The 21,911-nt window shown below is 71.2% G+C and carries 19 protein-coding genes; 12 read left to right on the top strand and 7 right to left on the bottom strand.

Annotated elements, in window-relative coordinates; genetic code table 11:
• The first annotated feature begins 7 nt into the window (after positions 1 to 7).
• The 9 genes from D7I44_RS13160 to D7I44_RS13200 all read left to right on the top strand — a co-directional run bounded on the left by D7I44_RS13160 (position 8) and on the right by D7I44_RS13200 (position 11,440).
• On the top strand, positions 8 to 1,573 hold the full coding sequence (locus D7I44_RS13160) for an ABC transporter substrate-binding protein (protein WP_120789911.1): 1,566 nt from the start codon (positions 8 to 10) through the stop codon (positions 1,571 to 1,573).
• A complete protein-coding gene (locus tag D7I44_RS13165) occupies positions 1,573 to 2,535 on the top strand; it encodes an ABC transporter permease (RefSeq protein ID WP_120789912.1) in 963 nt (320 codons plus the stop codon). The genes D7I44_RS13160 and D7I44_RS13165 overlap by 1 nt, the downstream gene beginning before the upstream one ends.
• Complete coding sequence (locus D7I44_RS13170; protein ID WP_120789913.1) at positions 2,532 to 3,365, top strand: ABC transporter permease; 834 nt, start codon at positions 2,532 to 2,534, stop codon at positions 3,363 to 3,365. Before D7I44_RS13165 ends, D7I44_RS13170 begins: the two co-directional genes overlap by 4 nt.
• Positions 3,362 to 4,159 carry an ABC transporter ATP-binding protein gene (locus tag D7I44_RS13175; RefSeq protein WP_120789914.1) on the top strand — a complete coding sequence of 266 codons (798 nt, stop codon included), beginning with the start codon at positions 3,362 to 3,364 and terminating at the stop codon, positions 4,157 to 4,159. Before D7I44_RS13170 ends, D7I44_RS13175 begins: the two co-directional genes overlap by 4 nt.
• Positions 4,156 to 4,935, top strand: coding sequence for an ABC transporter ATP-binding protein (locus tag D7I44_RS13180; RefSeq protein WP_120789915.1), 780 nt, complete (start codon positions 4,156 to 4,158; stop codon positions 4,933 to 4,935). Before D7I44_RS13175 ends, D7I44_RS13180 begins: the two co-directional genes overlap by 4 nt.
• Positions 4,936 to 5,004: 69 nt before the next feature.
• On the top strand, positions 5,005 to 5,427 hold the full coding sequence (locus tag D7I44_RS13185) for an iron chaperone (RefSeq protein WP_120789916.1): 423 nt from the start codon (positions 5,005 to 5,007) through the stop codon (positions 5,425 to 5,427).
• A gap of 130 nt (positions 5,428 to 5,557) precedes the next feature.
• A complete protein-coding gene (locus tag D7I44_RS13190) occupies positions 5,558 to 6,454 on the top strand; it encodes a Rieske (2Fe-2S) protein (RefSeq protein ID WP_245979617.1) in 897 nt (298 codons plus the stop codon).
• Between the two features lie 112 nt (positions 6,455 to 6,566).
• Entirely contained in the window at positions 6,567 to 8,405 is a 1,839-nt protein-coding gene (locus D7I44_RS13195; protein WP_120789917.1) for a thiamine pyrophosphate-requiring protein, read from the top strand.
• On the top strand, positions 8,402 to 11,440 hold the full coding sequence (locus D7I44_RS13200; protein ID WP_120789918.1) for an FAD-binding and (Fe-S)-binding domain-containing protein: 3,039 nt from the start codon (positions 8,402 to 8,404) through the stop codon (positions 11,438 to 11,440). The genes D7I44_RS13195 and D7I44_RS13200 overlap by 4 nt, the downstream gene beginning before the upstream one ends.
• Before the next feature lie 13 nt (positions 11,441 to 11,453).
• On the opposite strand, the gene D7I44_RS13205 is transcribed toward D7I44_RS13200, so the two are convergent.
• From D7I44_RS13205 to D7I44_RS13215, 3 genes are all read right to left on the bottom strand, one after another.
• The gene (locus tag D7I44_RS13205) at positions 11,454 to 12,119 is read right to left on the bottom strand and encodes a TMEM175 family protein (RefSeq protein ID WP_162940274.1); all 666 of its coding nucleotides are present in this window, start codon (positions 12,117 to 12,119) and stop codon (positions 11,454 to 11,456) included.
• A 162-nt stretch (positions 12,120 to 12,281) separates the two neighbouring features.
• Positions 12,282 to 12,590 carry a hypothetical protein gene (locus D7I44_RS13210; protein WP_162940275.1) on the bottom strand — a complete coding sequence of 103 codons (309 nt, stop codon included), beginning with the start codon at positions 12,588 to 12,590 and terminating at the stop codon, positions 12,282 to 12,284.
• 196 nt (positions 12,591 to 12,786) lie between these two features.
• The gene (locus D7I44_RS13215) at positions 12,787 to 13,050 is read right to left on the bottom strand and encodes a helix-turn-helix domain-containing protein (RefSeq protein ID WP_120789921.1); all 264 of its coding nucleotides are present in this window, start codon (positions 13,048 to 13,050) and stop codon (positions 12,787 to 12,789) included.
• 33 nt (positions 13,051 to 13,083) lie between these two features.
• On the opposite strand from D7I44_RS13215, the gene map reads away from it, so the two are divergent.
• Entirely contained in the window at positions 13,084 to 13,848 is a 765-nt protein-coding gene (gene map, locus D7I44_RS13220; protein WP_120789922.1) for a type I methionyl aminopeptidase, read from the top strand.
• 39 nt (positions 13,849 to 13,887) lie between these two features.
• On the opposite strand, the gene D7I44_RS13225 is transcribed toward map, so the two are convergent.
• Together D7I44_RS13225 and D7I44_RS13230 are read right to left on the bottom strand one after the other, a co-directional pair.
• On the bottom strand, positions 13,888 to 14,571 hold the full coding sequence (locus D7I44_RS13225) for a response regulator (RefSeq protein WP_120789923.1): 684 nt from the start codon (positions 14,569 to 14,571) through the stop codon (positions 13,888 to 13,890).
• A complete protein-coding gene (locus D7I44_RS13230; RefSeq protein WP_120789924.1) occupies positions 14,568 to 15,962 on the bottom strand; it encodes a sensor histidine kinase in 1,395 nt (464 codons plus the stop codon). The genes D7I44_RS13225 and D7I44_RS13230 overlap by 4 nt, the downstream gene beginning before the upstream one ends.
• Before the next feature lie 138 nt (positions 15,963 to 16,100).
• Here D7I44_RS13230 and D7I44_RS13235 point away from each other — a divergent pair, with 138 nt between their 5' ends.
• Entirely contained in the window at positions 16,101 to 16,733 is a 633-nt protein-coding gene (locus tag D7I44_RS13235; protein ID WP_120789925.1) for a DedA family protein, read from the top strand.
• Positions 16,734 to 16,902: 169 nt separating this feature from the next.
• On the opposite strand, the gene D7I44_RS13240 is transcribed toward D7I44_RS13235, so the two are convergent.
• Positions 16,903 to 17,721, bottom strand: coding sequence for a T3SS effector HopA1 family protein (locus D7I44_RS13240; protein WP_162940276.1), 819 nt, complete (start codon positions 17,719 to 17,721; stop codon positions 16,903 to 16,905).
• A gap of 20 nt (positions 17,722 to 17,741) precedes the next feature.
• Positions 17,742 to 18,821 carry a phosphotransferase family protein gene (locus D7I44_RS13245; RefSeq protein ID WP_120789927.1) on the bottom strand — a complete coding sequence of 360 codons (1,080 nt, stop codon included), beginning with the start codon at positions 18,819 to 18,821 and terminating at the stop codon, positions 17,742 to 17,744.
• 139 nt (positions 18,822 to 18,960) lie between these two features.
• Here D7I44_RS13245 and D7I44_RS13250 point away from each other — a divergent pair, with 139 nt between their 5' ends.
• Positions 18,961 to 21,873, top strand: coding sequence for a helix-turn-helix transcriptional regulator (locus D7I44_RS13250; protein WP_120789928.1), 2,913 nt, complete (start codon positions 18,961 to 18,963; stop codon positions 21,871 to 21,873).
• The last annotated feature ends 38 nt before the right edge of the window (positions 21,874 to 21,911 follow it).

Genomic DNA, 21,911 nt, shown 5'->3' on the forward strand with positions numbered 1-21,911 from the left:
AACCCCGATGACCTCAGCATCCGTGCGCACGCGCCGCCTCGCGTTCGCCGCCTCCGGTGCGGCGCTCGCCGCGACCCTCGTCCTCTCCGGCTGCTCGGGCGGCGGCTCCGGATCCGGGTCGGGCTCGGGCTCCGCCTCAGGCACGTCGGCGACGGGCGCGACGCTGAACATCGGGGCGATCCTGCCGCCGACGAACCTCGACATCCGCAACACCTCGGGCGCGGCGCTCGACCAGGCGCTGCTCGACAACGTCTACCAGGGCATCGTGACGCTCGACCAGAACGGCAAGGTCGTGCCGTCGATCGCGAAGAGCTGGACGATCTCGAGCGACGGCCTGACGTACGACTTCACGCTGAACAGCGGCGTGACCTTCAGCGACGGCAAGCAGCTCAGCGCCGACGACGTCGTCGCCTCCCTACAGGATGTGATCGCGAACGAGAAGACCTACGTCGACGCGGCCGGCCTGGTCGATGTCACCTCGGTGAGCGCACCCGACGCATCGACGGTCGAGCTGAAGCTCGACAAGCCGAACATCGAGACCCTCTGGGCACTCGCCGGTCGCGCCGGCGTGGTGCTGGAGAAGGGCGCGAAGACGGATGCCACGGGCAAGGCCGTCGGCACGGGCCCCTTCACGATCGGCAGCTTCGACGGCAAGACCAGCCTCGTGCTCGAGCGCAACGACACGTACTGGGGTAAGAAGGCTCAGGTGAAGGAAGTCGACTGGCACTACTACGCCGACTCGACCACCGCCGAGAGCGCCGTGCTCGCCGGCACCGACCAGGTGCTCGTCGCGATCACCCCCGCCGACCTGCCGAAGTTCTCGGGCAACTCGAATGTCAAGGTCGTCACGGGCACCGCGAGCGACAAGTGGCAGCTCGGCTTCAACGTCACTGACCCCACGCTCGCGGATCAGAAGGTGCGCGACGCGATCCGCGAGGCGATCGACCCGAAGGCGATCCTCGCCTCGGTCAACGGCGCGGGCACCGCGCCCGGCGGCCCGATCGCCAAGGGCGACCCGGGCTACGAGGACCTGAGCTCGATCGACGCGTACGACCCGGCCAAGGCGAAGGCGGCGTTCGCGGCGGCGGGCGTCGACCAGCTGACGCTGACCATCCCGAGCCCGTACGGCACCGGCCTGTCCGACCTGCTTACCACCGAGCTCAAGGCCGTCGGGGTCAAGCTCAAGGTGAACCAGGTGGACTTCAACACCTGGCTGTCGCAGGTGTACACGGCGGGCGACTACCAGCTGACGATCGTCGACCACGTCGAGTCGCATGACTTCGGCACCCAGTGGGCCGGCGGCGCGAAGTACTACCACCACTACGACAACCCGAAGGTGGACGAGCTCTACGCGAAGGCGTTGGCAGAGACCAGTGCGGATGCCGAGGCGGCCGACCTCGCACAGGCGGCCAAGCTCGTCGACCAGGACTCGCCGAGCGACTGGCTCTACCAGGGCGCCGTCGAGAAGGCGGTCGCGGTCGGCGTGACGGGCCTGCCCACGAACAACACCAACAGCCGGCTCAGCCTCGGCCAGGTGTCGATCGTCGCCGGCTCAGCGGCCGACAGCCGGTAGTGGCCCGCTTTCTCGTCACGAGGACGCTGCTGCTCCTGGTGGGGCTCGCGGCGGCGGCCGCGCTCATCTTCTTCACGCTCCGGGTGCTGCCCGGTGACGTGGCGGGGACGATCGCGGGCACGCAGGCGACCCCGGCGCAGCTCGCGCACATCCGCCAGACGCTCGGCCTCGACCGGCCGCTTGGCGCCCAGTTCGCGAGCTGGGTCGGCGGCCTGCTGCGCGGCGACCTCGGGGTGTCGCTCACGACGGGCACCCCGGTCGCGGCGAACCTCGGGCGCGCGCTGTCGGTGACGCTTCCGCTCGCGGGGCTCTCGCTCGTGTTCGGACTGCTCATCGGCATCCCTCTCGGCGTCTGGTCGGCGATTCGACACCGTGAGCTGCGCGGATTCCTGGTGTCGGCCGTCGCGCTCGTGATCGCGTCGATCCCGGTCGTGGTGATCGGCCTGCTGCTCTCGGCCTGGATCGGCGGCGAGCTGCGCTGGCTGCCGGCGCAGGGCTGGCCGCCGCACGGCTGGCAGGGTGACCCGGGCAGGGCCTTCGTGTCGCTGATCCTTCCGGCGCTGTCCATCGCGCTCGTCGAGGGCGCCGTGCTGCTGCGCTTCACCCGCTCGGCCGCGCTCGATGCGCTCGGCCAGGACTTCGTTCGCACCGCGGCTGCGAAGGGCATGACGCGCACCGGCGCGCTCATCACGCACGGCCTGCCGAACGTGCTGCTGTCGGTGGTGTCGGTGCTCGGCATCCAGCTCGCGGCGCTGCTCGTGGGTGCCGTGATCGTCGAGCTGATCTTCCAGCTGCCCGGCATCGGGCTCTCGCTCGTCGACGACGTGCAGCAGCGCGACCTGACCCAGGTGCAGGGCGAGCTGCTCGTGCTCACCGCGCTGATCCTGGTGGTCGGCTTCATCGTCGATGTCGTGCACCGCCTGCTCGACCCACGCGAGCGCACCGCGGGGGGTGCCGAATGATGTGGCTGCGCGAGGTGTGGCGCCGGCCCGGCGGAGTCTACGGCGTGGTCGTGTTCGTGCTGCTCGTCGTCGTGGCGGTCGTCGCGAGCTTCTGGACGCCGCACGACCCGTTCGCCGCCGACCCGTTCCACCGCTGGCAGGCGCCGAGCGCGCAGCACCTGCTCGGCACGGACGGCGCCGGCAAAGACATCCTCAGCTACCTCATGCTCGGGGCGCGCACCACGCTGCTCGTCGCGCTCGGCTCGTCGGTCGTCGCGACCGTGCTCGGGCTGCTGCTCGCCGCGCTCGGGGCGCTCACCCGGCGCTGGGCGCGCGAGGTGGTGGCGGTCGCCGTCGACATCCTGATCGCGTTCCCCGTGCTGCTCATCGCGGTCATGCTGAGCGCGGTGTTCAAAGCGTCGCTCATCACGGTGATCGTCGCGGTCGGCATCGGGTTCGGCGTCAACATCGCGCGTGTCAGCCGGGGCGAGATCCGGCGGGTGGCGCGCACCGACTACGTGCTCGCCTCTCGGGCCTCAGGCACGGGGCCGTGGGGTGTGCTGGTCTCGCACATCCTGCCCAACATCGCCCCCGTGTTCATCGTGCAGCTGTCTCTCGCGGCTGGAGTCTCGGTGCTCGCCGAGGCGGGGCTGTCGTTCCTCGGCTACGGCGCGAGCCCCGACGTCGCCTCATGGGGGCGAATGCTGAGCGACGTGCGCGGCGAGGTGACGCTCTACCCGCTCACCGCGATCTGGCCGGGCGTCGCGATCGCGCTCACCGTGCTCGCGTTCAACCTGTTCGGCGACGCGCTGCGCGAGGCCACCGACCCGCGACTGAAGGAGAGTCGATGAGCCTCGAGGTGCGCGACCTCACGATCAGTCTCGGTCAGCGGGTGCTCGTCGACCGGCTGTCGTTCACGGTCGCCGACGGGGAGCGCTTCGGCATCATCGGCGAATCGGGCTCGGGCAAGTCGCTCACAACGCTCGCGGTGCTCGGGCTGCTTCCCGACGGGATCACGGCCACCGGAAGCATCCGTCTCGACGGACTTGAGATCATCGGGATGCCGGAACGCGAGCTCGCCCGCATCCGCGGCCGCCGCGTCGGCGCAGTCTTCCAGGACCCGCAGACCGCGCTCAACCCGATGCGCCGCATCGGCGACCAGCTCGTCGAGCCGCTGCTGCTGCACGGCCTCGTCAGCCGGCGTGACCGCCCAGGGCGAGTGCGGCAGGCGGTGCGGCTCGCCGAGCTCGTGCGGCTGCCCGAGCCCGAGCTGATCGTCGAGCGCTACCCGCACCAGCTCTCGGGCGGCCAGCGGCAGCGCGTCGGGATCGGCATCGCGGTGGCCGCGTCGCCGCAGCTGCTGCTCGCGGACGAGCCGACCACGGCGCTCGACGTGACGATCCAGGCCGAGATCCTGGCACTGTTCAACGCGCTGGTGGCGGATGCCGGGGCATCCCTCATCTTCGTCACGCACGACCTCGCCGTGCTCTCCGACGTCGCCGACACGCTGCTCGTGCTCGCGGGCGGCGTCGCGGTGGAGCGGGGGAGCGTCGCCGAGCTCATCTCCAACCCGCGGCACCCGGTCACCGCGGGTCTCGTCGCCGCCGCGCGGCGCACCAGCTTCACCGCGGAGGACGTCCGATGACCCTGCTGACCGCCACCGGACTCACCCGCGATCACCGCCTGCCGCGGCGCACGCTGTTCGGTGCGCCTCGTGTGGCGCACGCGCTGCGCGGGGTCGATCTCGAGGTCGCGGCGGGCGAGGTCGTCGCCGTCATCGGCGAGTCGGGCTCGGGGAAGACGACACTGGTGCGACTGCTGCTCGCGCTCGACCAGCCGACGGCGGGTCGCGTGACCTTCGACGGCCGCGAGGTGAAGCCCGGCAGTGCTGCCGGCCTGCGCTGGCTGCGGCGTGAGACCGGCATCGTGCTGCAGGACCCGTACTCATCGCTCGACCCGCGCTTCACCGTGCGCCGCGTCGTCGCCGAACCGCTGCGCGCGCTCGGCGTCGCGGGCGACCATCGGGCGCTCGTCGACGAGGTGCTCGCGCGCGTCGGCCTCGACGCGTCCTTCGCCGAGCGGTACCCGCATGAGCTCTCGGGCGGCCAGCGCCAGCGCGTCGCCCTCGCGCGCGCGATCGTGCACGGGCCGCGACTGCTCGTCGGCGACGAGCCGCTCAGCGCCCTCGACGTCACGGTGCGGGCGCAGGTGCTCGAGCTGCTCGTCGAACTGCGGCGCGAGCTCGGGCTCACGATCGTGCTGGTCTCGCACGACATCGGACTCGTGCAGCACGTCGCCGACCGCGTCGTCGTGATGCACGACGGGGCGATCGTCGAGCAGGGGTCGACGGGCGAGGTGCTGGCTCGGCCCGAGCATCCGTACACGCGGTCGCTCGTGGCCGCCGCGCCGCGACTCGCCTGATCACCCGATCGCGTCATCGAGCAGTTTCGAAGAAGCGCGCGGGCCGCCCCACCGGCCACAATGGGTCGCATGGCAGAGAAATCCGGGTTCACAGCGGAAGAGCGCGCGGCGATGCGGCAGCGCGCGAAGGAGCTGAAGGCGCAGGAATCCGCCGCTGAGGCATTGCAGACCGTGCTCGACAAGATCGCGTCGCTCGAAGAGCCGGACAAGACGAACGCCGAGCGCATCCACGCGATCATCACCGAGGTCGCGCCCGAGCTCAAGCCGCGCACCTTCTACGGCAGCCCCGCCTATGCGAACGCCGACGGCAAGGTGATCTGCTTCTACCAGGAGCGCGCCAAGTTCAAGGTGCGCTACGGCAACTTCGCCTTCTTCGATGCGGCGCAGCTCGACGACGGCACCATGTGGCCGACCGCCTTCGCGATCACCGAGATCTCCGCCGACGACGAGAAGCGCATCGCCGAGATCGTGAAGCGCGCGGCTGGCGCATAGCAGCGACGACCCGGTGGGGTCGTCGCGCGCCAGACGCAGAGCGAGCTGTGCTCACTCCGGCCGAATAGTCATCGGTCCCCAGGGTGTCAACCGGTGGTGGTGGCGACCTCTCGCGCCTAGCGTCGCGCTCATGGCTGAGGTGACGAAGACCATGACGGATGCCGGGCGCGCGGTCGGCCGGCTCATCAAGACCATCGAGGGGGAGGAGCGGCTCGACAAGCTCGCGCAGCCGTTGATGGGGTTCATCCAGAAGCTGGTGCCCGAGGGGCCGGTGCGCGACCTCTTGCACGGCGTCCCGCTCGGCCACCCTGCTCACCCGTTCCTGGTGCAGTTCCCGCTCGGGGCCTGGACGTCGGCGAACGTCCTCGACCTCATCCCCGGCGGCTGGATTCCCGCCACCGCACTCGTCGGCGTCGGCACGGCGGCCGCCATCCCCGCGGCAGCGGCCGGCGCCGTCGACTTCGCCGCCGCCCACCCCGAGCAGCAGCGCGTCGGCCTCGTGCACTGGGCGTCGGTCGCCACGGCGGGCACGCTCTACGGCGCGTCCTTCGTCGCCCGCATCAGCGGGAACAAGAAGGCGGGGAAGCGCCTGGCGTTCGCGGGCCTGGTCGCGGCATCCGTTGGCGGCTATCTCGGCGGCCATCTCGCCTATCGCCAGGCGATGGGCGCGAACCATGCCGAGCACGTGCCGCACCTCACTCCGGAGGGCTGGCACGATCTCGGGCTCCTCACCGAGCTGCCCGAACGCCAGCTGCGGCAGCGGCTGGTCGGCGCGACCCCTGTGGTGCTCTACCGCGACGGCGAACGGGTGCTCGCGCTGGCCGACACGTGCTCGCACCTGTCCGGCCCGCTGCACGAGGGCGAGCTGAGCGAGGACCCCGAGCTCGGCCCGTGCGTGACCTGCCCCTGGCACAGCAGCGTCTTCGCGCTCGAGGACGGCGCAGTCGTCCACGGCCCCGCGACGGCGCCGCAGCCGCGGTTCCGCACTCGCATCGAGAACGGGCACGTCGAAGTCTCGCTTGCGTGAGACGCGCGCAAGAGTGGACATCGTCCCTCTCAAAGCCGCACTGCGGCGAACCGCGACGATTCGCGCGGAGATCGCCGCTTTTGCGCGGGCTCGATCTGGGTAACGACCCGTCATGGCCAAGACCGTGAGCGAATTCATCATCGACCGCGTCAGAGAGTGGGGTGTGAGCCGTGTGTTCGGCTACCCTGGCGACGGCATCGGCGCCTTCGACGGGGTGCTGGGCGAGCTCGACGTGAAGGGGGAGGGGCTCGAATACATCCGGCCCACCCATGAGGAGATCGCCGCGTTCATGGCGACCGCCCACGCCAAGTTCACGGGCGAGGTGGGCGTCTGCGTCGCCACCTCGAGCCCCGGCGCGTTCCACCTCATCAATGGGCTCTACGACGCCCAGATGGACAACGTGCCCGTCGTCGCGATCGTCGGCCAGCAGGGCCTCGACGCGCTCGGCACCTTCACCCAGCAGGAGAGCAACCTCGAGCGGGTCTTCGCCGACGTCGCCTGTTACGTCACGACGATCGTGTCGCCCGAGCAGGCGCAGGCCGTCGTCGACACGGCGTTTCGCACGGCGCAGGCGCGGCTGCAGCCGGCGGTCATCGTGCTGCCGCACGACGTGCAGGCGATGGATGCCGCAGAGCCCGGCGCCGCCCACTGGGTCTCCCGATCGAGCTCGGCGCCCGCCTCGACCCGCATCGTTCCCGCGCCTGAGGCGCTCGAGGCGGCGGCATCCGTCATCAACGCGGGTTCGAAGGTCACCCTGCTCGTCGGTGCGGGCGCGCGCGGCGCCACCGACCAGGTGCTCGAGCTCGCGCGCCGCACGGGCGCCGGTATCGTCACCGCGCTGCGCGGCAAGGACGTGGTGCCGAGCGACGTCCCGTTCCACACCCAGCAGCTCGGCCTGCTCGGCACCATGCCGAGCCTCACCCAGATGAAGGAGTGCGACACGCTCGTGCTCCTCGGCACGAACTATCCCTATGGCGAGTTCCTGCCGGCCACCGGGCAGTGCCGCGCCGTGCAGGTCGACCTCAAGCCCGAGCAGCTCGGCGTGCGCTACCCGACCGAGGCGAACCTCTGGGGCGACGTCGGCGCGACGCTCGACGCGCTGCTGCCGCTCATCGCGCAGAAATCCGACCTCGGCTGGCAGCGCGACGTCGCCGAGGCGTTCCAGGGCTGGGAGCGCGAGATGCGCGCCGAGGCGATGGTCTCGTTCCCCGACGGGGTGAACCCGCGTCGCGTGTTCTTCGAGCTCAACGAGCGGCTGCCCGAGAACGCGATCGTGACCGCCGACGCGGGCACGACGGCTGACTGGTATGCGCATCACGTGCGCCTGCGCCGCGGCATGCGCGGCGACCTGTCCGGCCGGCTCGCGAGCATGCTCGCCGCGATGCCCTACGCGCTCGCGGCGAAGTTCGCCTACCCCGACCGGCCGGTCATCTGCACGATCGGCGACGGCGCCTTCCAAATGCTCGGAATGAACGAGCTGATCACGCTGAAGAAATACCAGGAGCGCTGGCCGAACAAGCAGTTCATCATCGCCGTCATGCACAACGACGACCTCGCTCAGGTCTCGTGGGAGCAGCGCACGCAGGACGCCGACCCGGTGTGGCGCGGCTCGCAGGACGTCGAATCGATCGACTATGCGGGCTACGCAGAGCTGCTCGGCTTCCGCGGCGTGCGGCTGCGCCATGACGACGAGGCGGCGGATGCCTGGGAGCAGGCCTTCCGCCACGACGGCGTCACCCTGATCGACGCCTACGTCACGCGCAACGCTCCGCCGCTTCCGCCGAAGATCTCGAAGGAGTATCGCAACAACACCCTGAAGGCGCTCGCCGGCCGCGACCCGCTGCGCGTCGGCGCGGTCGTCGACTCGGCCGAGGCGATCGGCGCTGAGGCTCTGCAGCGCGCGAAGAACGTGCTGCACCTCGGCGGCGACGACGCGGGCCAGCGGGAATGATCACCTCGGCCGGCGTCGACGTGCGGGGTCTCGCCGACGCGCTAGCCGACGAGGTCGACGGTGAGGTCCGCTTCGATGACGGCACGCGTGCCGCGTACGCGACGGACGCGTCGAACTACCGCCAGGTGCCCATCGCCGTCGTGGTGCCGCGTTCGGTCGAGGCGGGCGTGCGGGCGCTCGAGGTCTGCCGTCGCTATGCGACGCCGGTGCTCTCGCGCGGCGGCGGCACGAGCCTCGCGGGGGAGTGCTGCAACGAAGCCGTCGTCATCGATTGGTCGAAGCACTGCGATGCGTTCGTCTCACTCGATGTCGACGCCCGCACGTGCGTCGTCGAGCCCGGCATCCCGCTCGACACCCTGAACGCGCTGCTCGCACCGCACCATCTGCAGTTCGGCCCGAAGCCGGCGACCCACTCGCACTGCACCCTTGGCGGCATGATCGGCAACGACTCGTGCGGCTCGACGGCCCAGGCCTACGGCAAGACGAGCGACAACGTGCGGCGGCTCGAGATCGTGACGTACGACGGCACGCGGTGCTGGGTGGGGCCGACGACGGATGCCGAATACGAGCGCATCCTCTCCGAAGGCGGTGCTCGCGCCCGGCTCTACGAGCGCATGCGGGCCATCGCCGACGAGTACGGCGAGGAGATCAGGGCGCGCTTCCCCGACATCCCGCGCCTCGTCTCCGGCTACCACCTCGACGCGCTGCTGCCCGAGCGCGGCTTCGATGTCGCCCGCGCGCTGGTGGGATCGGAGTCGACGCTCGTCACGGTGCTGCACGCCGAGCTTCAGCTCGTGCCCGTGCCGGCCGCGAAGGCCTTCATCGTGCTGGGCTTCCCGTCCATCGAGGACGCGGCAGCGGCATCCCCCACGATCGCCCGGCATGACCCGCTGTCGATCGAGGGGCTCGACAGCATCCTCATCGAGAACGAGAAGCGCAAGCGCGAGAACACGAAGGCGCTGCACTTGCTGCCGCCCGGGGACGCATGGCTGGTCGTCGAGATGCCCGGCTCATCGCGTGAAGAGGCGGATGCCAGATCGCAGCGCCTGCTCGCCGAGCTCGAGTCATTCGACCCGAAGCCCGCGGCCAAGATCTTCGACGACCCTGTGCAAGAGCAGGAGATGCTCGACGTGCGGGAGGCCGGGCTCGGCTCGACCGCGTGGGTGCCCGGCCAGCGCGACACCTGGGAGGGATGGGAGGACGCCGCTGTGCCGCCCGACCGGCTCGCCGACTACCTGCGCGACTTCGGCGCACTGCTCGAGGAGTTCGAGCTGCAGCCGGCTTCGCGCTACGGCCATTTCGGGCAGGGGTGCGTGCACTGCCGCATCCCGTTCGATCTGCAGTCCGAGCAGGGCATCGACCACTATCGCGCGTTCATCGAGCGAGCGGCGCACCTCGTCGCGTCGTACGACGGCTCGCTCTCGGGCGAGCACGGCGACGGACAGTCGCGCGGGGCGCTGCTGCCGATCATGTTCGGCGACCGCGTCGTCGAGGCGTTCCGAGAGCTCAAGGCGGTGTTCGACCCGAGCGATCTGATGAACCCGGGCAAGGTCGTCGTCGCGGCCGGCGGCCGCTTCGACGTGCCACTCGGACCGACCGAGCACCTGCGGCTCGGCGCGGACTACCGGCCGAAGGTCGACGTGCAGCTGCACTTCTCGTACCCCGACGATGAGGGCCGCTTCGACCGCGCCGCCCTGCGCTGCGTCGGAGTCGGCAACTGCCGCAGCCACACGGGCGGGGTGATGTGCCCGTCGTACCGCGCCACGGGGGAGGAGGAGCAGTCGACCCGCGGCCGCGCCCGCCTGCTGTTCGAGATGGTGAACGGCGAGGCGAAGGACGGCCCGATCCAGGACGGCTGGCGCTCGACCGAGGTGCGCGACGCCCTCGACCTGTGCCTGTCGTGCAAGGGGTGCCTGTCCGACTGCCCGGTCGACGTCGACATGGCGACCTACAAGGCCGAGTTCCTCGCCCATCACTATGACGGCCGGGTGCGGCCCGCGGCGCACTACTCGATGGGGTGGCTGCCGCTGTGGGCGCGCCTCACTCACGTCGCGCCTGGCCTACCGGGTCTCGTCAATCGACTGGGTCGCGCGCGCGGCGCCCGGCTCGCCAAGCGGCTCGGCGGCGTCGAGCCCGATCGGCCGCTGCCCCAGTTCCAGGCGGAACGCTTCACGGACTGGTTCGCGAAGCATCCGTCGCCTGCTGCCGCGCCGCACGGCGAGGTCGTGCTGTGGCCTGACACCTTCACCGACAACTTCCACCCGCACGTCGCGCGGGCGGCCGTGACCGTGCTCGAGAACGCGGGCTACCGCGTCGTCGTGCCGATCGAGGCGCTGTGCTGCGGGCTGACGCTCGTCTCGACGGGGCAACTGGCGAGTGCGAAGCGGGTGCTCGCCCGCACCGCCCACGCCCTCGCCCCGTACCTCGTGTCGGGCACCCCGCTCGTCGCGCTCGAGCCGTCGTGTCTCGCCGTCTTCCGCTCGGACGGCCCGGAGCTGCTGCCCGCAGACCCCGACATCGCGCTGCTGCGCGACCGGGCGCGCACCCTCGCCGAGCTCCTGCTCGACACCCCGGACTGGGAGCCGCCGCTCGTCGCCAGTGCGGCGGTCGTGCAGCCGCACTGCCACCAGCACGCGGTGCTCGGCTTCGCGGCCGACGAGACGCTGATGAAGAAGGCCGGCATCCGCGCCGAGGCGGTCGAGGGATGCTGCGGGCTGGCCGGCAACTTCGGCTTCGAGGCCGGCCACCTGGACGTCTCTGTCTCGGTCGCCGAACACGACCTGCTGCCGGCGGTGCGGTCGGCCTCACCCGACGCGCTTGTTCTGGCTGACGGCTTCAGCTGCCGAACCCAGCTCGAGCACCTGGGTGAGGGGCGTACAGCACAGCACCTCGCCGAGGTGCTCGCGGCGGCGATCGAGGGCGCATCGGCGATATCGCCGGACACTTCTCCTGAGTCCCGACCCACGGTCCGCCCACGCGTTCCGCGCCGCGTGGTCGATCGAGCGCTCGAGACCTACCCGCCCCGCACCCCGTAGCGCTGCGCGAGCGTCACGTCGCCGCTTCCTCCTCATCCGCAGGCGATTGCGCGAGGTGCGTGAGCCAGCGGTAGAACAGCCCGGACACGTACGGGACCGGTACGAGCAGATAGGCGATGAGCCCCGCAGGCGGCCAGGCGAGCCCGATCAGTGTGCTGACCGCGTAGCCGATCGCGAGGGTGAACGCGGGGAACCGCGAGCGCTTCCGATAGGAATCCGTCATGCCTTCGTGCAGCAGCCACGGGTGGAATGAGAGATACAGAGTGAGCGACCCGTGCACCACCGTGATGGCCGTCACGTGGATGCCGAACGTCACGACCGCGACCCGCGAGGTCGGGTAGTGGGCGAGCAGGTTCGCGGTGAACGGCACGAAGGCGACCAGCATCAGCATGAGCAGTGTGAGCCAGACGTAGGCATGGTCGGCGTAGCGCGCGAAGTCGGCGGACGTGCGGTTGCCGAACCACACGGTGCCGAGCGTGATGAAGACGAGCGCGTAGCCGAGCAGTGTCGGCACGTTCTCGCCGAGCTGCGCCAGCAGCTGCGAGGCCGGCCCCTCAGGAATATCGATCTCGATCACGATGATCGTCATCACGATCGCGAACACCCCGTCGACGAGCGCCTCGATGCGGCGCGTCGGCCCGACGCCGGGATGCTCGTGGACTCCGCGTTCCTCGCTCATGCGCTCAGCATGCCGGGCGAGCGCGCCTCGCGCCAGACCGCGCATCGCTCAACGCCCACGTGCCGCTCAGCGTGCCCGCGTGCCACGTGCCATGCGTCACGGGCTCGCGGATTACTCGTCGCGCGCCATGCGCCCGCGTACCACGCGCCCGCGGCGCCGGCGTCAGGCGGCGTCGCGGGCAGGGCGGATGCCTGCGAGCATCGCCGGCACATCCGCGCTGCGCGGCCGGAGCGCGTCGATCGCCTCCTCGAGGGTGTCGGTGCTCAGCTCGACGAACGGGCGCCCGAGCGACTGCACGTGATAGCGACCCTCGCTCAGCGTCACGAAGCCCAGCAAGCCGAACGGGCTGCCCCCAGGCAGGCTCACTCGCCAGTCGCCATCGCCCACTGCGATCACTTCGACGTCGGCAAGTGCAGGCGAGTCCCGAACGACTCGGGTAAGGCGGTGCAGCGTTGCGGTGACCAAGCTCATGAGTTTCCCCCTCGGTGATGAACTCTCCCGGTTCGAGAGTGACGGACACCTCTGCACTCAAACCAGGCCTTGACAGGCGACGGATGTTCACGTTCCGCCGCTTGAGCCTGACCGCCGTCGGCGACGCGGTGGAAACCTCCTCCGGCACACAAAGTCTCGAAAAACGTGCGCCCGGGCGCCGTTCCACCGCAGAACGCTACAGCGAGACCGGCTCGGGCGCCCGGCTCACAACACCCCACACCGCGTCAAGCGACAGCCCGAGCACCCCGGCGACCACGGCCACGGTCGCGAACGACGGCGTGGCCACGCGCCCGGTTTCGATCTTCCGCAGCGTCTCCGGCGAGATGCCGGCCGCAAGAGCGACCTCGAGAATCGACCGCTCGCCGCGGGCCGAGCGAAGCAGCGCCCCGAGCCGCCGCCCGCGCTGCACTTCGGCAGGAGACAGCGGCACGCGAACCATCCCCCAATACTAATACCGGGATAGTATTACCGCATGATCGAGATCCTCAGCCCGGCGGAGCTTCATCGTGCAGAGGCAGCCGGCCGCTTCGTCGCCCACGTCCTCACGACGCTCCGACAGCGCACAGCGGTCGGCACCAACCTTCTCGACATCGACGCGCAGGCGCGCCAACTCATCCAGGAGGCCGGAGCGGTCTCCTGCTACGTCGATTACGCCCCCTCCTTCGGCCGCGGCCCCTTCGGGCACTACATCTGCACCTCGGTCAACGACGCCGTGTTGCACGGCTTGCCGCACGACTACGCGCTGAGAGACGGCGATCTGCTGACGCTCGATTTCGCGGCATCCCTCGACGGCATCGTCGCCGACAGCGCCGTCAGCTTCACCGTCGGTCACACCGCGAACCCGCAAGACACGAAGATGATCGAGGCCACTCGGCGGGCTCTCGCGGCGGGCATCGCGGCAGCCCAGCCCGACGCGAAGACGGGCGACATCTCCGCGGCGATCGGTGAAACGCTCAGTGCGGCGGGCTACGAGGTCAACACGGAGTTCGGCGGCCACGGGGTCGGCACGACGATGCATCAGGACCCGCACATCGCCAACGACGGCCGCGCCGGCCGTGGATTCCGCCTGCGCCCCGGCCTGCTCATCGCGATCGAGCCGTGGGTCATGGCCGACACTGCGCGGCTCATCACCGACGCCGACGGCTGGACCCTGCGCAGTGCCACCGGCGCTCGCACCGCCCACAGTGAGCACACCGTCGCGATCACGGCCGACGGCCCGGTCATCCTGACGGCCTGACCACAAGACGAGCCGCAACGGGGAATACGCGACGCGTGCCTACGCGCCCGGCCGCACCAGCCCTCTCTCATACGCGAGGATCACCGCCTGCGCCCGGTCCCGCAGCCCGAGCTTGGTGAAGATCCGCGACACGTGCGTCTTCACCGTCTGCTCGGCGAGGAACAGCGACCGCGCGATCTCGCCGTTCGTCAGCCCCTGCGCCACCAGCACGAGAATCTCGTTCTCGCGCTGGGTCAGTTCGGCGAGCTCAGGTCGGGCGTCGCTGACATCAGGCGAAGCGGCGGATGCCTGACCGGACCCGGCCCCGCGCGCGAACTGCTCGATCACGAGCCGGGTGAGCCGCGGCGACAGCAGCCCCTCGCCGGCGGCGACCACGCGCACCGCGTCGACGAGCTCTGCGGGCAGGGCGTCTTTGAGCAGGAATCCGCTCGCCCCTGCCTGCAGAGCCTGGAAGACGTAATCGTCGATGTCGAACGTCGTCAGCATCAGCACCCGCGTCGGAATGCCCGCAGCCGCAATGGCAGCCGTCGCGTCGATGCCGTTCATGACGGGCATGCGCACGTCCATCAGCACGACGTCGGGCACGAGTGCGAGTGCGAGGCGCACCGCCTCGGCGCCGTCGGCGGCCTGCCCGACGACCTCGAGGTCGGATTGGGCGGAAAGCAGGGCGGCGAAGCCGGCGCGCACCATACCCTGGTCGTCCGCGATCACGAGGCGCGTCACGACGCACCGCCCGGTCGCGCCGGCAGCACGGCAGAGACGCGCCAGCCGCCGTCGGGCGTCGGCCCGTACTCCACGGTGCCGCCCACGGCCCCCGCGCGCTCGTGCATGCCGCGCAGGCCGAACCCGGCGCCCGCGAGCTGACCGGTCTCGCGCGCGGCCTGACCGCGCACCGGCCCGTTGACGACGATCAGCTCGAGCACCTGCGGGTCGCGCGTCGCGGTCACTGTGACCGGCGCGCCGGGCGCGTGGCGCAGCGCGTTGCTCAGGGATTCCTGCACGATGCGGTACGCCGACAGCCCGACCACGTCGTCGACCGGCTGGTCGAGCGCGGTGCCCGGCTGGTACAGGATCTCGGCGCCCGCCTGCCGCGCCTGCTCGATCAGCGCGGGCAGCTGCGGCAGCCCGGGCTGCGGCGCGAGCTCGGCCGTCGAGCCCGTCGAAGGACCGGAACCGACCGATGCAGCGGCCCCAGCGGCCCCACCAGTCCCCGAACCGCCGACACCCCCCGCGGGCTCATCCGCCCGCAGCACCCCGAGCAGCCGCCGCATCTCGGCGAGCGTCGTGCGCGTCTGCGCGGCGATCTGCTCGAACTCGGTCACCACCTCGGGCGCGAGCCCGGGGTGACGGTACGGCGCGCTGGTCGCCTGCACGTTCAGGATCGACATGCTGTGCGCGACCACGTCGTGCAGCTCGCGCGCGATGCGCGTGCGCTCGTCGGCGACCTGACGCCTGGTGCGCTCGCTCTCGCTGGTCTCACGCTCCTCCGCAAGTTGCACACGCGTGCGCAGCAGCAGCCGCAGCACGATCGCGGCGGCGACGGTGAACAATGCGATGTTCGAGAACACGATGATGCTGGTCAGGCTCTCGGGGAACGGCACCTTCGCCCACAGCACGAGGGCGGCGATGACGGATGCCGCCGCGCTCCCCGCCCACGCCGCGAGCGCCCACCACCAGGTGTCGCGCCACGCGACGATCGCGAGCACGAGCGACTGGGTGATCAGGGGAGTGACAGCCCACGGCCACGGCGCGCTCGCGGCGCCGTCGATCGACACGAGCGCGAGGATGAAGGCGGCGGCGACAGCCAGGCCGGATGCCTCGCGCGGCCGCCACACCGCCAGCGGCAGCGCCCCCACGTGCGCGGCGACGATGATGAAGACGATCTCGATCGGAACGCTGTAGAGCTCGACAGACGTCGGCACCTCGACCGCGTAGAGGCTCGCGGCGACCGCGCTGAGCACGACCCAGAACAGCACGCGGCGGGCGCGAGGCGACAGCGCCCGGCGCGGGGTGCGCGTCGGCCGGGGCAGGCGCGGTTCGCGCGGAGCACGCGGCTCTCGCGGTGCGCGCTTCGACCACGCGGTGAGCGTGTCGGGCAGGCCGAATCGCGGCATGTCGCCTCCTTCCACGGCTACCGTGCCACACCGCTTGGCGCCGGGCGGTCACCGGCGCGAAATGCGATACCGCAGTAGGGGGTGAGGGGCGACCAGGGGGTGACGACGTGGGCGCGAAGCATCCGTAATTTCGATGTCATGGACTTCGGGCATCTCATCACCCTCGCCGCCGCCTCACCATGGGCGCTCGCGCTGGTCGCGCTGTTCCTCGTCATCGACGGCTTCTTCCCGTTCGTGCCCGGCGAGACGCTCGTGGTGGCGACCGCGGCCGCCGCGGCAGCAGCCGGCGGCAGCGTGTGGCTCGTGCTCGCGGTGGCCGTGCCCGCCGCACTGGCGGGCGACCTGATCGCGTACCACCTGGGCCGCCGCCTCGGCGTCGAGCGCTGGATCACCCCGAAGCGCCCCCGCCTCGCCCGCGCCTTCCGGTTCGCCCAGCGGCGCCTCGACTCGAGCCCGGCCTCGATCCTGATCACGGCGAAGTTCCTGCCGGTCGTGCGCGTCGCGGTCTCGATGACGGCAGGTGCCGGGCGGATGCCGCTGCGCAGGTACTTCCCCCTGGCGGTCGCCTCGGTCACCATCTACACGGCCTTCCACGTGGCGATCGCCGCGCTCGTCGGGTCGGCGGCGTTCGCGCTGCTCGGCAACCCGCTCGTCGCGATGGGCATCGCGATCGCGTTCGGCGTGCTGAGCGGCGTCCTGCTCGACCTCATCGTGAAGGCGGTGCGCGCCCGATTTCGCCGCCCCGCTGCCGTCGCAGCCGTCGCCGCCTGACGCGGGCTGAGCCCGCCACCCCGCACAACGCACAAGCCCCCTGCGGACTGGGATCGCAGGGGGCTTGCGCGGTGCCGGCCGCGAGCGGCCGTCGGGTGGCGTCGACAGGTGAGGGAGAAGGGGGTGGGTGTGTCGTCAACGCTCCCGGGTCTGGGTCACGGAAGGCGTGTCATGCCGCCGCCCCGTCGAGGGTGAATTCGGGCTGGCCCGCCCCGAGGTGCGGCCGGGCCGGGTCGATGCCGGCGCGCAGGAACGCGTCGATGATCGCGCCGAGGCGCTCGTGCGAGTCCGACCTGCCGACCGCCGTGAGGCCGTGGGCGATGAGCGCGCAGCGGTGGTAGCCGAAGCTGACGCCGTCGCCCGGGTCGTCGGCGATCGCGATGCCGGGCGCCACCTCGCGGGTGAACGCGGGCACGGCGGCGCCGAACGCGTGCTCGTCCCATGCGGCGCTCGCGCTGCTCACGAGTGCCGATGCGTCGGCGCGGGTCGTGTAGAACACGGCAGCGTCGGGTCGGCCGAAGTTCGCCGGGTTGTCGAGCAGCTTCGCGGCGAACGCGACGCCCCTCGACTCGAGTCCGGCGACGACCGCGCTGAACACGTGGGGCGCGGCATCCGGACTCACATTGAGGTAGCAGCGCACCGTCGGCGGCGCCGGCTCGCCCACGTGCGTCGAGCCGTGGATCGTGAGGTAGCCGAGCAGCCGCGTGCGCAGCCGGCGGTTCCCTGGGAACTCGGCCTGCAGCCGCGCGACGAACGCCGCGTCGGGGTCGCCGACCGGGTGCAGGGTGCCGTGGTCGTCGCGCGGCGGCCACGCCTCTGCATCCGTGTGGCCGTGGAAGTACGCGGCATAGAGGCGGCGGGTGAGCAGGTCGAGCTCGTACGCCGAGGTCACGGCGAGCGGCGCCTGGACTTCGCGTGCGATGCGCCGCAGCAGCGGGTACCAGCGCATGTTGCTGCGTCGGGCGCCGCTCGCAGAGAGAGGGGACATGGGGGAGAAATCGAGGGTCATCATGAGAGCAGTTCCAGCGCGGCGTCGGGTCGCAGCGCGAGTTGTTCGGCGGCCTGGAGGTAGGCCAGCGCGTGCGGGGGCAGGATGGGCGCGTCGGCGGCGATGCCGGCGACTTTCGACAGCAGGCTGAACGCGGCGAACCGCGCCCACTGCCTGCGGTCTTCGGGGGTCTGGGGAAGAACGGATTCGTAGCCGGCTATGCCTGCGCGGATCTCGGCGAGCACATCGGTGAAGGCGATGGCCGACCCGGCGATCCACTCGTCGAGGGTCGTGCCGTCTCGGAAGTCGAGGCCGAGCAGCCAGCTGCCGAGGAACTCGCCGACCAGGCATCCGAAGTCCCAGTGGGGGTCGCCATAGCCCGCCGACTCCCAGTCGACGAAGACGACCGGTTCGCGGGCGTCAGCGCTCTCGGTGCACTGCAGGTTGTCGTCGGTGACGTCGCCGTGGATCACGCACGACGGCGTCCAGTGCGCGACCGCGGTCTCGAGCCCGCGCAGCAGGCCGGCGTGGCGCACGAGCGCGAGCATCTCGACCCACCCGTCGGTGCACGATGTGGCGGGGCCCGGCGAGACGACGGTGAGCGCGGTGAGCAGGCGCTCCGGCAGGCGCAGGCGGCTCACCTCTGCGTCGTCACTGTCGATGAGGGCGGCGGATGCCTCACCTGAGGTCGCCCGGTGCAGCATGGCGAGCCGGCGCCCGACCTCGTGCGCCCACAGCTCGCTCGTGCCGCCGGCCTCTGCCCGCCGCTCGGCGAGCGGCGCGTAGCCGACCAGGTCTTCGGTGACGAGGATCTCGTCGTCGTCGGCCGCGAGGGTGAGGAACTCGGCGGGGATGCGGATGCGGCGCCCGGCGAGCACCTCGGTCAGCCGGCGCTCATAGGCGAAGCTCGCGGCCAGCGTCTCGGCGGTGCTGCGCGAGCGCCGTTTGACGAACAGCGACCGCCCGTCGGCGAGGCGCACGCGGTAGCAGAGGCTGCGGCGGTGCAGCGGCTCGACGGCGCTGACGGCGGTTCCCGCGAAGAATCCGCGGGCCTCGAGCCTGGCGACCGTGTCGATCGCGAACGGATCGGAGATGAGCATGTCTTGACTCTGCCCGGGTGACGTAGTCGGCGAATCCGGCAAACTACGTATTCGCCTGCGTGCCAGTACGTATTGTGTTGACCTGTGTGTCACAGGGCACTGCCCGGATGACGTAGTCGGCGGCTACCCTGGGCACAGCATGGCCCGACCCGTTCCCCGCATGATCGGCCGCGAACCCGAGTACGCGCGGCTGCTCGCCTACCTCGACGCCAGCGAGGTCGGCGTACCGACTGCTGTGCTCGTCACGGCGGACGCGGGAACCGGCAAGACTCGCCTGATCGACGAGGTCGCTCGTACCGCCGCCGAGCGCGGGCACACGGTGGTGCGCGGCAACTGCACGCCGTCGAGCGCGACCCGCCTGCCGTTCGGGCCGGTCGCCGACCTGATGCGCGACCTGCGCGAGCAGCACCCCGGGCTGCGCGATGCGGTCACCGACGAGGTGTGGGCCGGTCTCGCGCCAATCGCGGCGGGCTGGGGCGATGGCGAGGCGGATGCCGCATTGCACGGCGCCGCCGACGCGGCCCTGTCGCACGCGCGTCTCTTCGCCGCCGTCATCGTGACGCTGACCGCCGTCGCATCCGCCCAGCCTCTTGTCGTCGTCATCGAAGACCTGCACTGGGCCGACGCGGCGAGCCTCGACCTGCTCGGCTTCGTTGCCCGCAAGCTCGTCGACCAGAACGTGCTGCTGCTGGCCACGAGCCGGCCGCCGCGGCAGACCGACGAGCTGGCCGACTTCGTCTTCGAGTTCACGCGCCTCGAGGTCGCGCAGACCATCGAACTCGAACCGCTGCCCGACACGGCGATCGCCGAGATCATCACCGAGGCAGAGCCTGAGCTCGACGCCGCGGTCGTCGAGGTGCTGACTGCGCGGGCTGCCGGCAGCCCGTTCTTCGCCGCGCGCCTCGCCCGGCATGGCGCACGACCCGGCTTGCCGAGCGACCTGGAGCAGCTGCTGCGCTTCGAGCTGCGGGGCATCTCGGCCGAAGGGCGGCACCTCGTCGCGGTCGTCGGCGCGCTCGGCGGGCGTGTCGATGCCGACGACCTCTACGAGCTCGCGGGCGAGAGCGGTGCGGTCGACGAGCTGCTCGACCGCGACATCCTGAACGACGCCGGCGACGAGTTGCGGCTGCGGCACGCGCTCATCGGCGAGGTGCTCGAGGGCGCGGGCACCCCGCAGCAGCGCCGGGCGGTGCACGGCGCCGCAGCCGATCTGCTGGCCGCGCACGGCGCGGCCGACGGCGAGCACGCGCTCGAGCTGGGCCGCCATCTGCACGCTGCCGGGCGGGTCGATGAGGCGAGGGACCAGCTGCTGCGCGGCGCGCGGCACGCCCTCGAGGTGCGGTCTTTCGCTCTCGCGCGGGATGCCTACGCCGAACTGCTCGCGATCCCGGCCGCGGCCCAGGCCGAGGCGCCGGAGCGCGCCGAGCTGCTGCTCGAGGCGGTGCCCGCCTACCACTGGTCGGGCGACGTCGCGTCTGCGCTGGCTCTGCTCGACGAGGCAGGTGCCGTCGCCGGCGCGGACGAGGCGCGGGTCGCCTATGAACGCGGCCGGCTGCTCTCGGCAGAGGGTCGGGTCGCTGAATCCGCGGCGAGCTTCCGCGCGGTGCTCGGGCTTACCGACCCCGCAGACGCGGCCCGGCTGGCACTGCGCGCTCGCACCCTTGCCGCTCTCGCGCGCGACCAGATGAACCAGGGCGACATGGCTGCGAGCGTGCAGACCGCCGAGCAGGCGATGGCGGATGCCTCGGCCGCCGGCGAGCGCCACGCGCAGATTGACGCCCGTGTCACGCGCGCCGTGGTGAGCACTCTCGTGCCGGAGCCCGCGGCAGACGCCGGCGCGCGCGCAGAGGCCGAGCTCAGCGAGTGCGCGCGTCTCGCGCTTGAGGCCGATGACCTCGAGACCGCCATCCGCGCCTACGGGAATCTGACCTACGTGCTCGGTGTCGCGGAGCGGCATCGAGAGGTCATCGAGGTCGCGCGTGAGGCGATCGACAAGTGCGCCCGATACGGCCCCATCCTGTCGATCGCATCCAGCGTCACCTCCAACTACGTTTCGGCGCTCGCGGCCGTCGGTGAGTGGGACGAGGCGCTCTCGGTCGCGCGTGCGGCGCTCGCCGAGCATGTCTCGTCCAGCATGGGCATCCATCTGCACAACGAGATCATCGAGATCCAGACGCTGCGGGGCGAGTGGACGGATGCCGCCGAGCACATCGACATCGCGCGGAGGCAGCTCGGGGATGGGATCTACGCGCTGCAGTTCACTTTCAACGAGGCCGCGTATGCGATCTGGCGCGGACAGCCGCGGGAGGCGCTGAGCATCCTCGCCCCCGGGCTCGGCGAACTCCCCCAGCAGGACGATCCTGAGATGGTCCTGCACGCCGCCGCACTCGCGCTCCGCGCCCACGCGGACGATCTCGAATCGAGTCGCCCGAGGGATCGCACCGCTCTCGTGCGCGGGCTGGCAGAGCCGCTGATCGCGCTTGCGCGGCGTACCGCGCTCGGTGCCGACCTGCCCTCACTCGGGCAGAGTTTCGCGCAGCTCTGCGAGGCCGAGTTCGCTCGCCTTGTCGACGAGGATTCTGTCGGCCAGTGGCGGGCCATCGCCGACGGGGCAGAGCAGGGCGATCGTCTGTTCGATGAGGCCTACGCCAGCTTCCGCGGGGGACTGCGCGCGCTGACCTCGCGCGCGCCGGCCGATGCGGTCAGCCTTCTGTCACGCGCACACGAGATCGCAAGCCGTCTTCGAGCCCGGCCGCTGACCGGCCTGATCCTCGAGACGATCCACGCGGGTGGCCTGAAACTCACACCGGTGGCGCTGAGCGACGGGGGGCGGGTGGCCCCTGCCGGGCTCAGCGAACGCGAGTTCCAGGTGCTCGAGCTCATCGCAGAAGGTCTCTCGAACCGGGGAATCGCGGAGCGGCTCTTCATCAGCGAGCGCACCGTCGGGGTGCACGTCAGCCGCATCCTCGGAAAGCTCGGCGTGCGGAATCGCACGGAGGCCGCGCGCGCTCTCAGCACATTGCGCGCGCGGGCCGCGAGCGCAGCCGATTAGCGACGCATCGGCGAACTGTCTGCCCCAGCTCGGGAGCT

Origin of the sequence: Gryllotalpicola protaetiae, from assembly GCF_003627055.1 — a bacterium.
In the GTDB taxonomy this organism is placed as follows: domain Bacteria; phylum Actinomycetota; class Actinomycetes; order Actinomycetales; family Microbacteriaceae; genus Gryllotalpicola; species Gryllotalpicola protaetiae.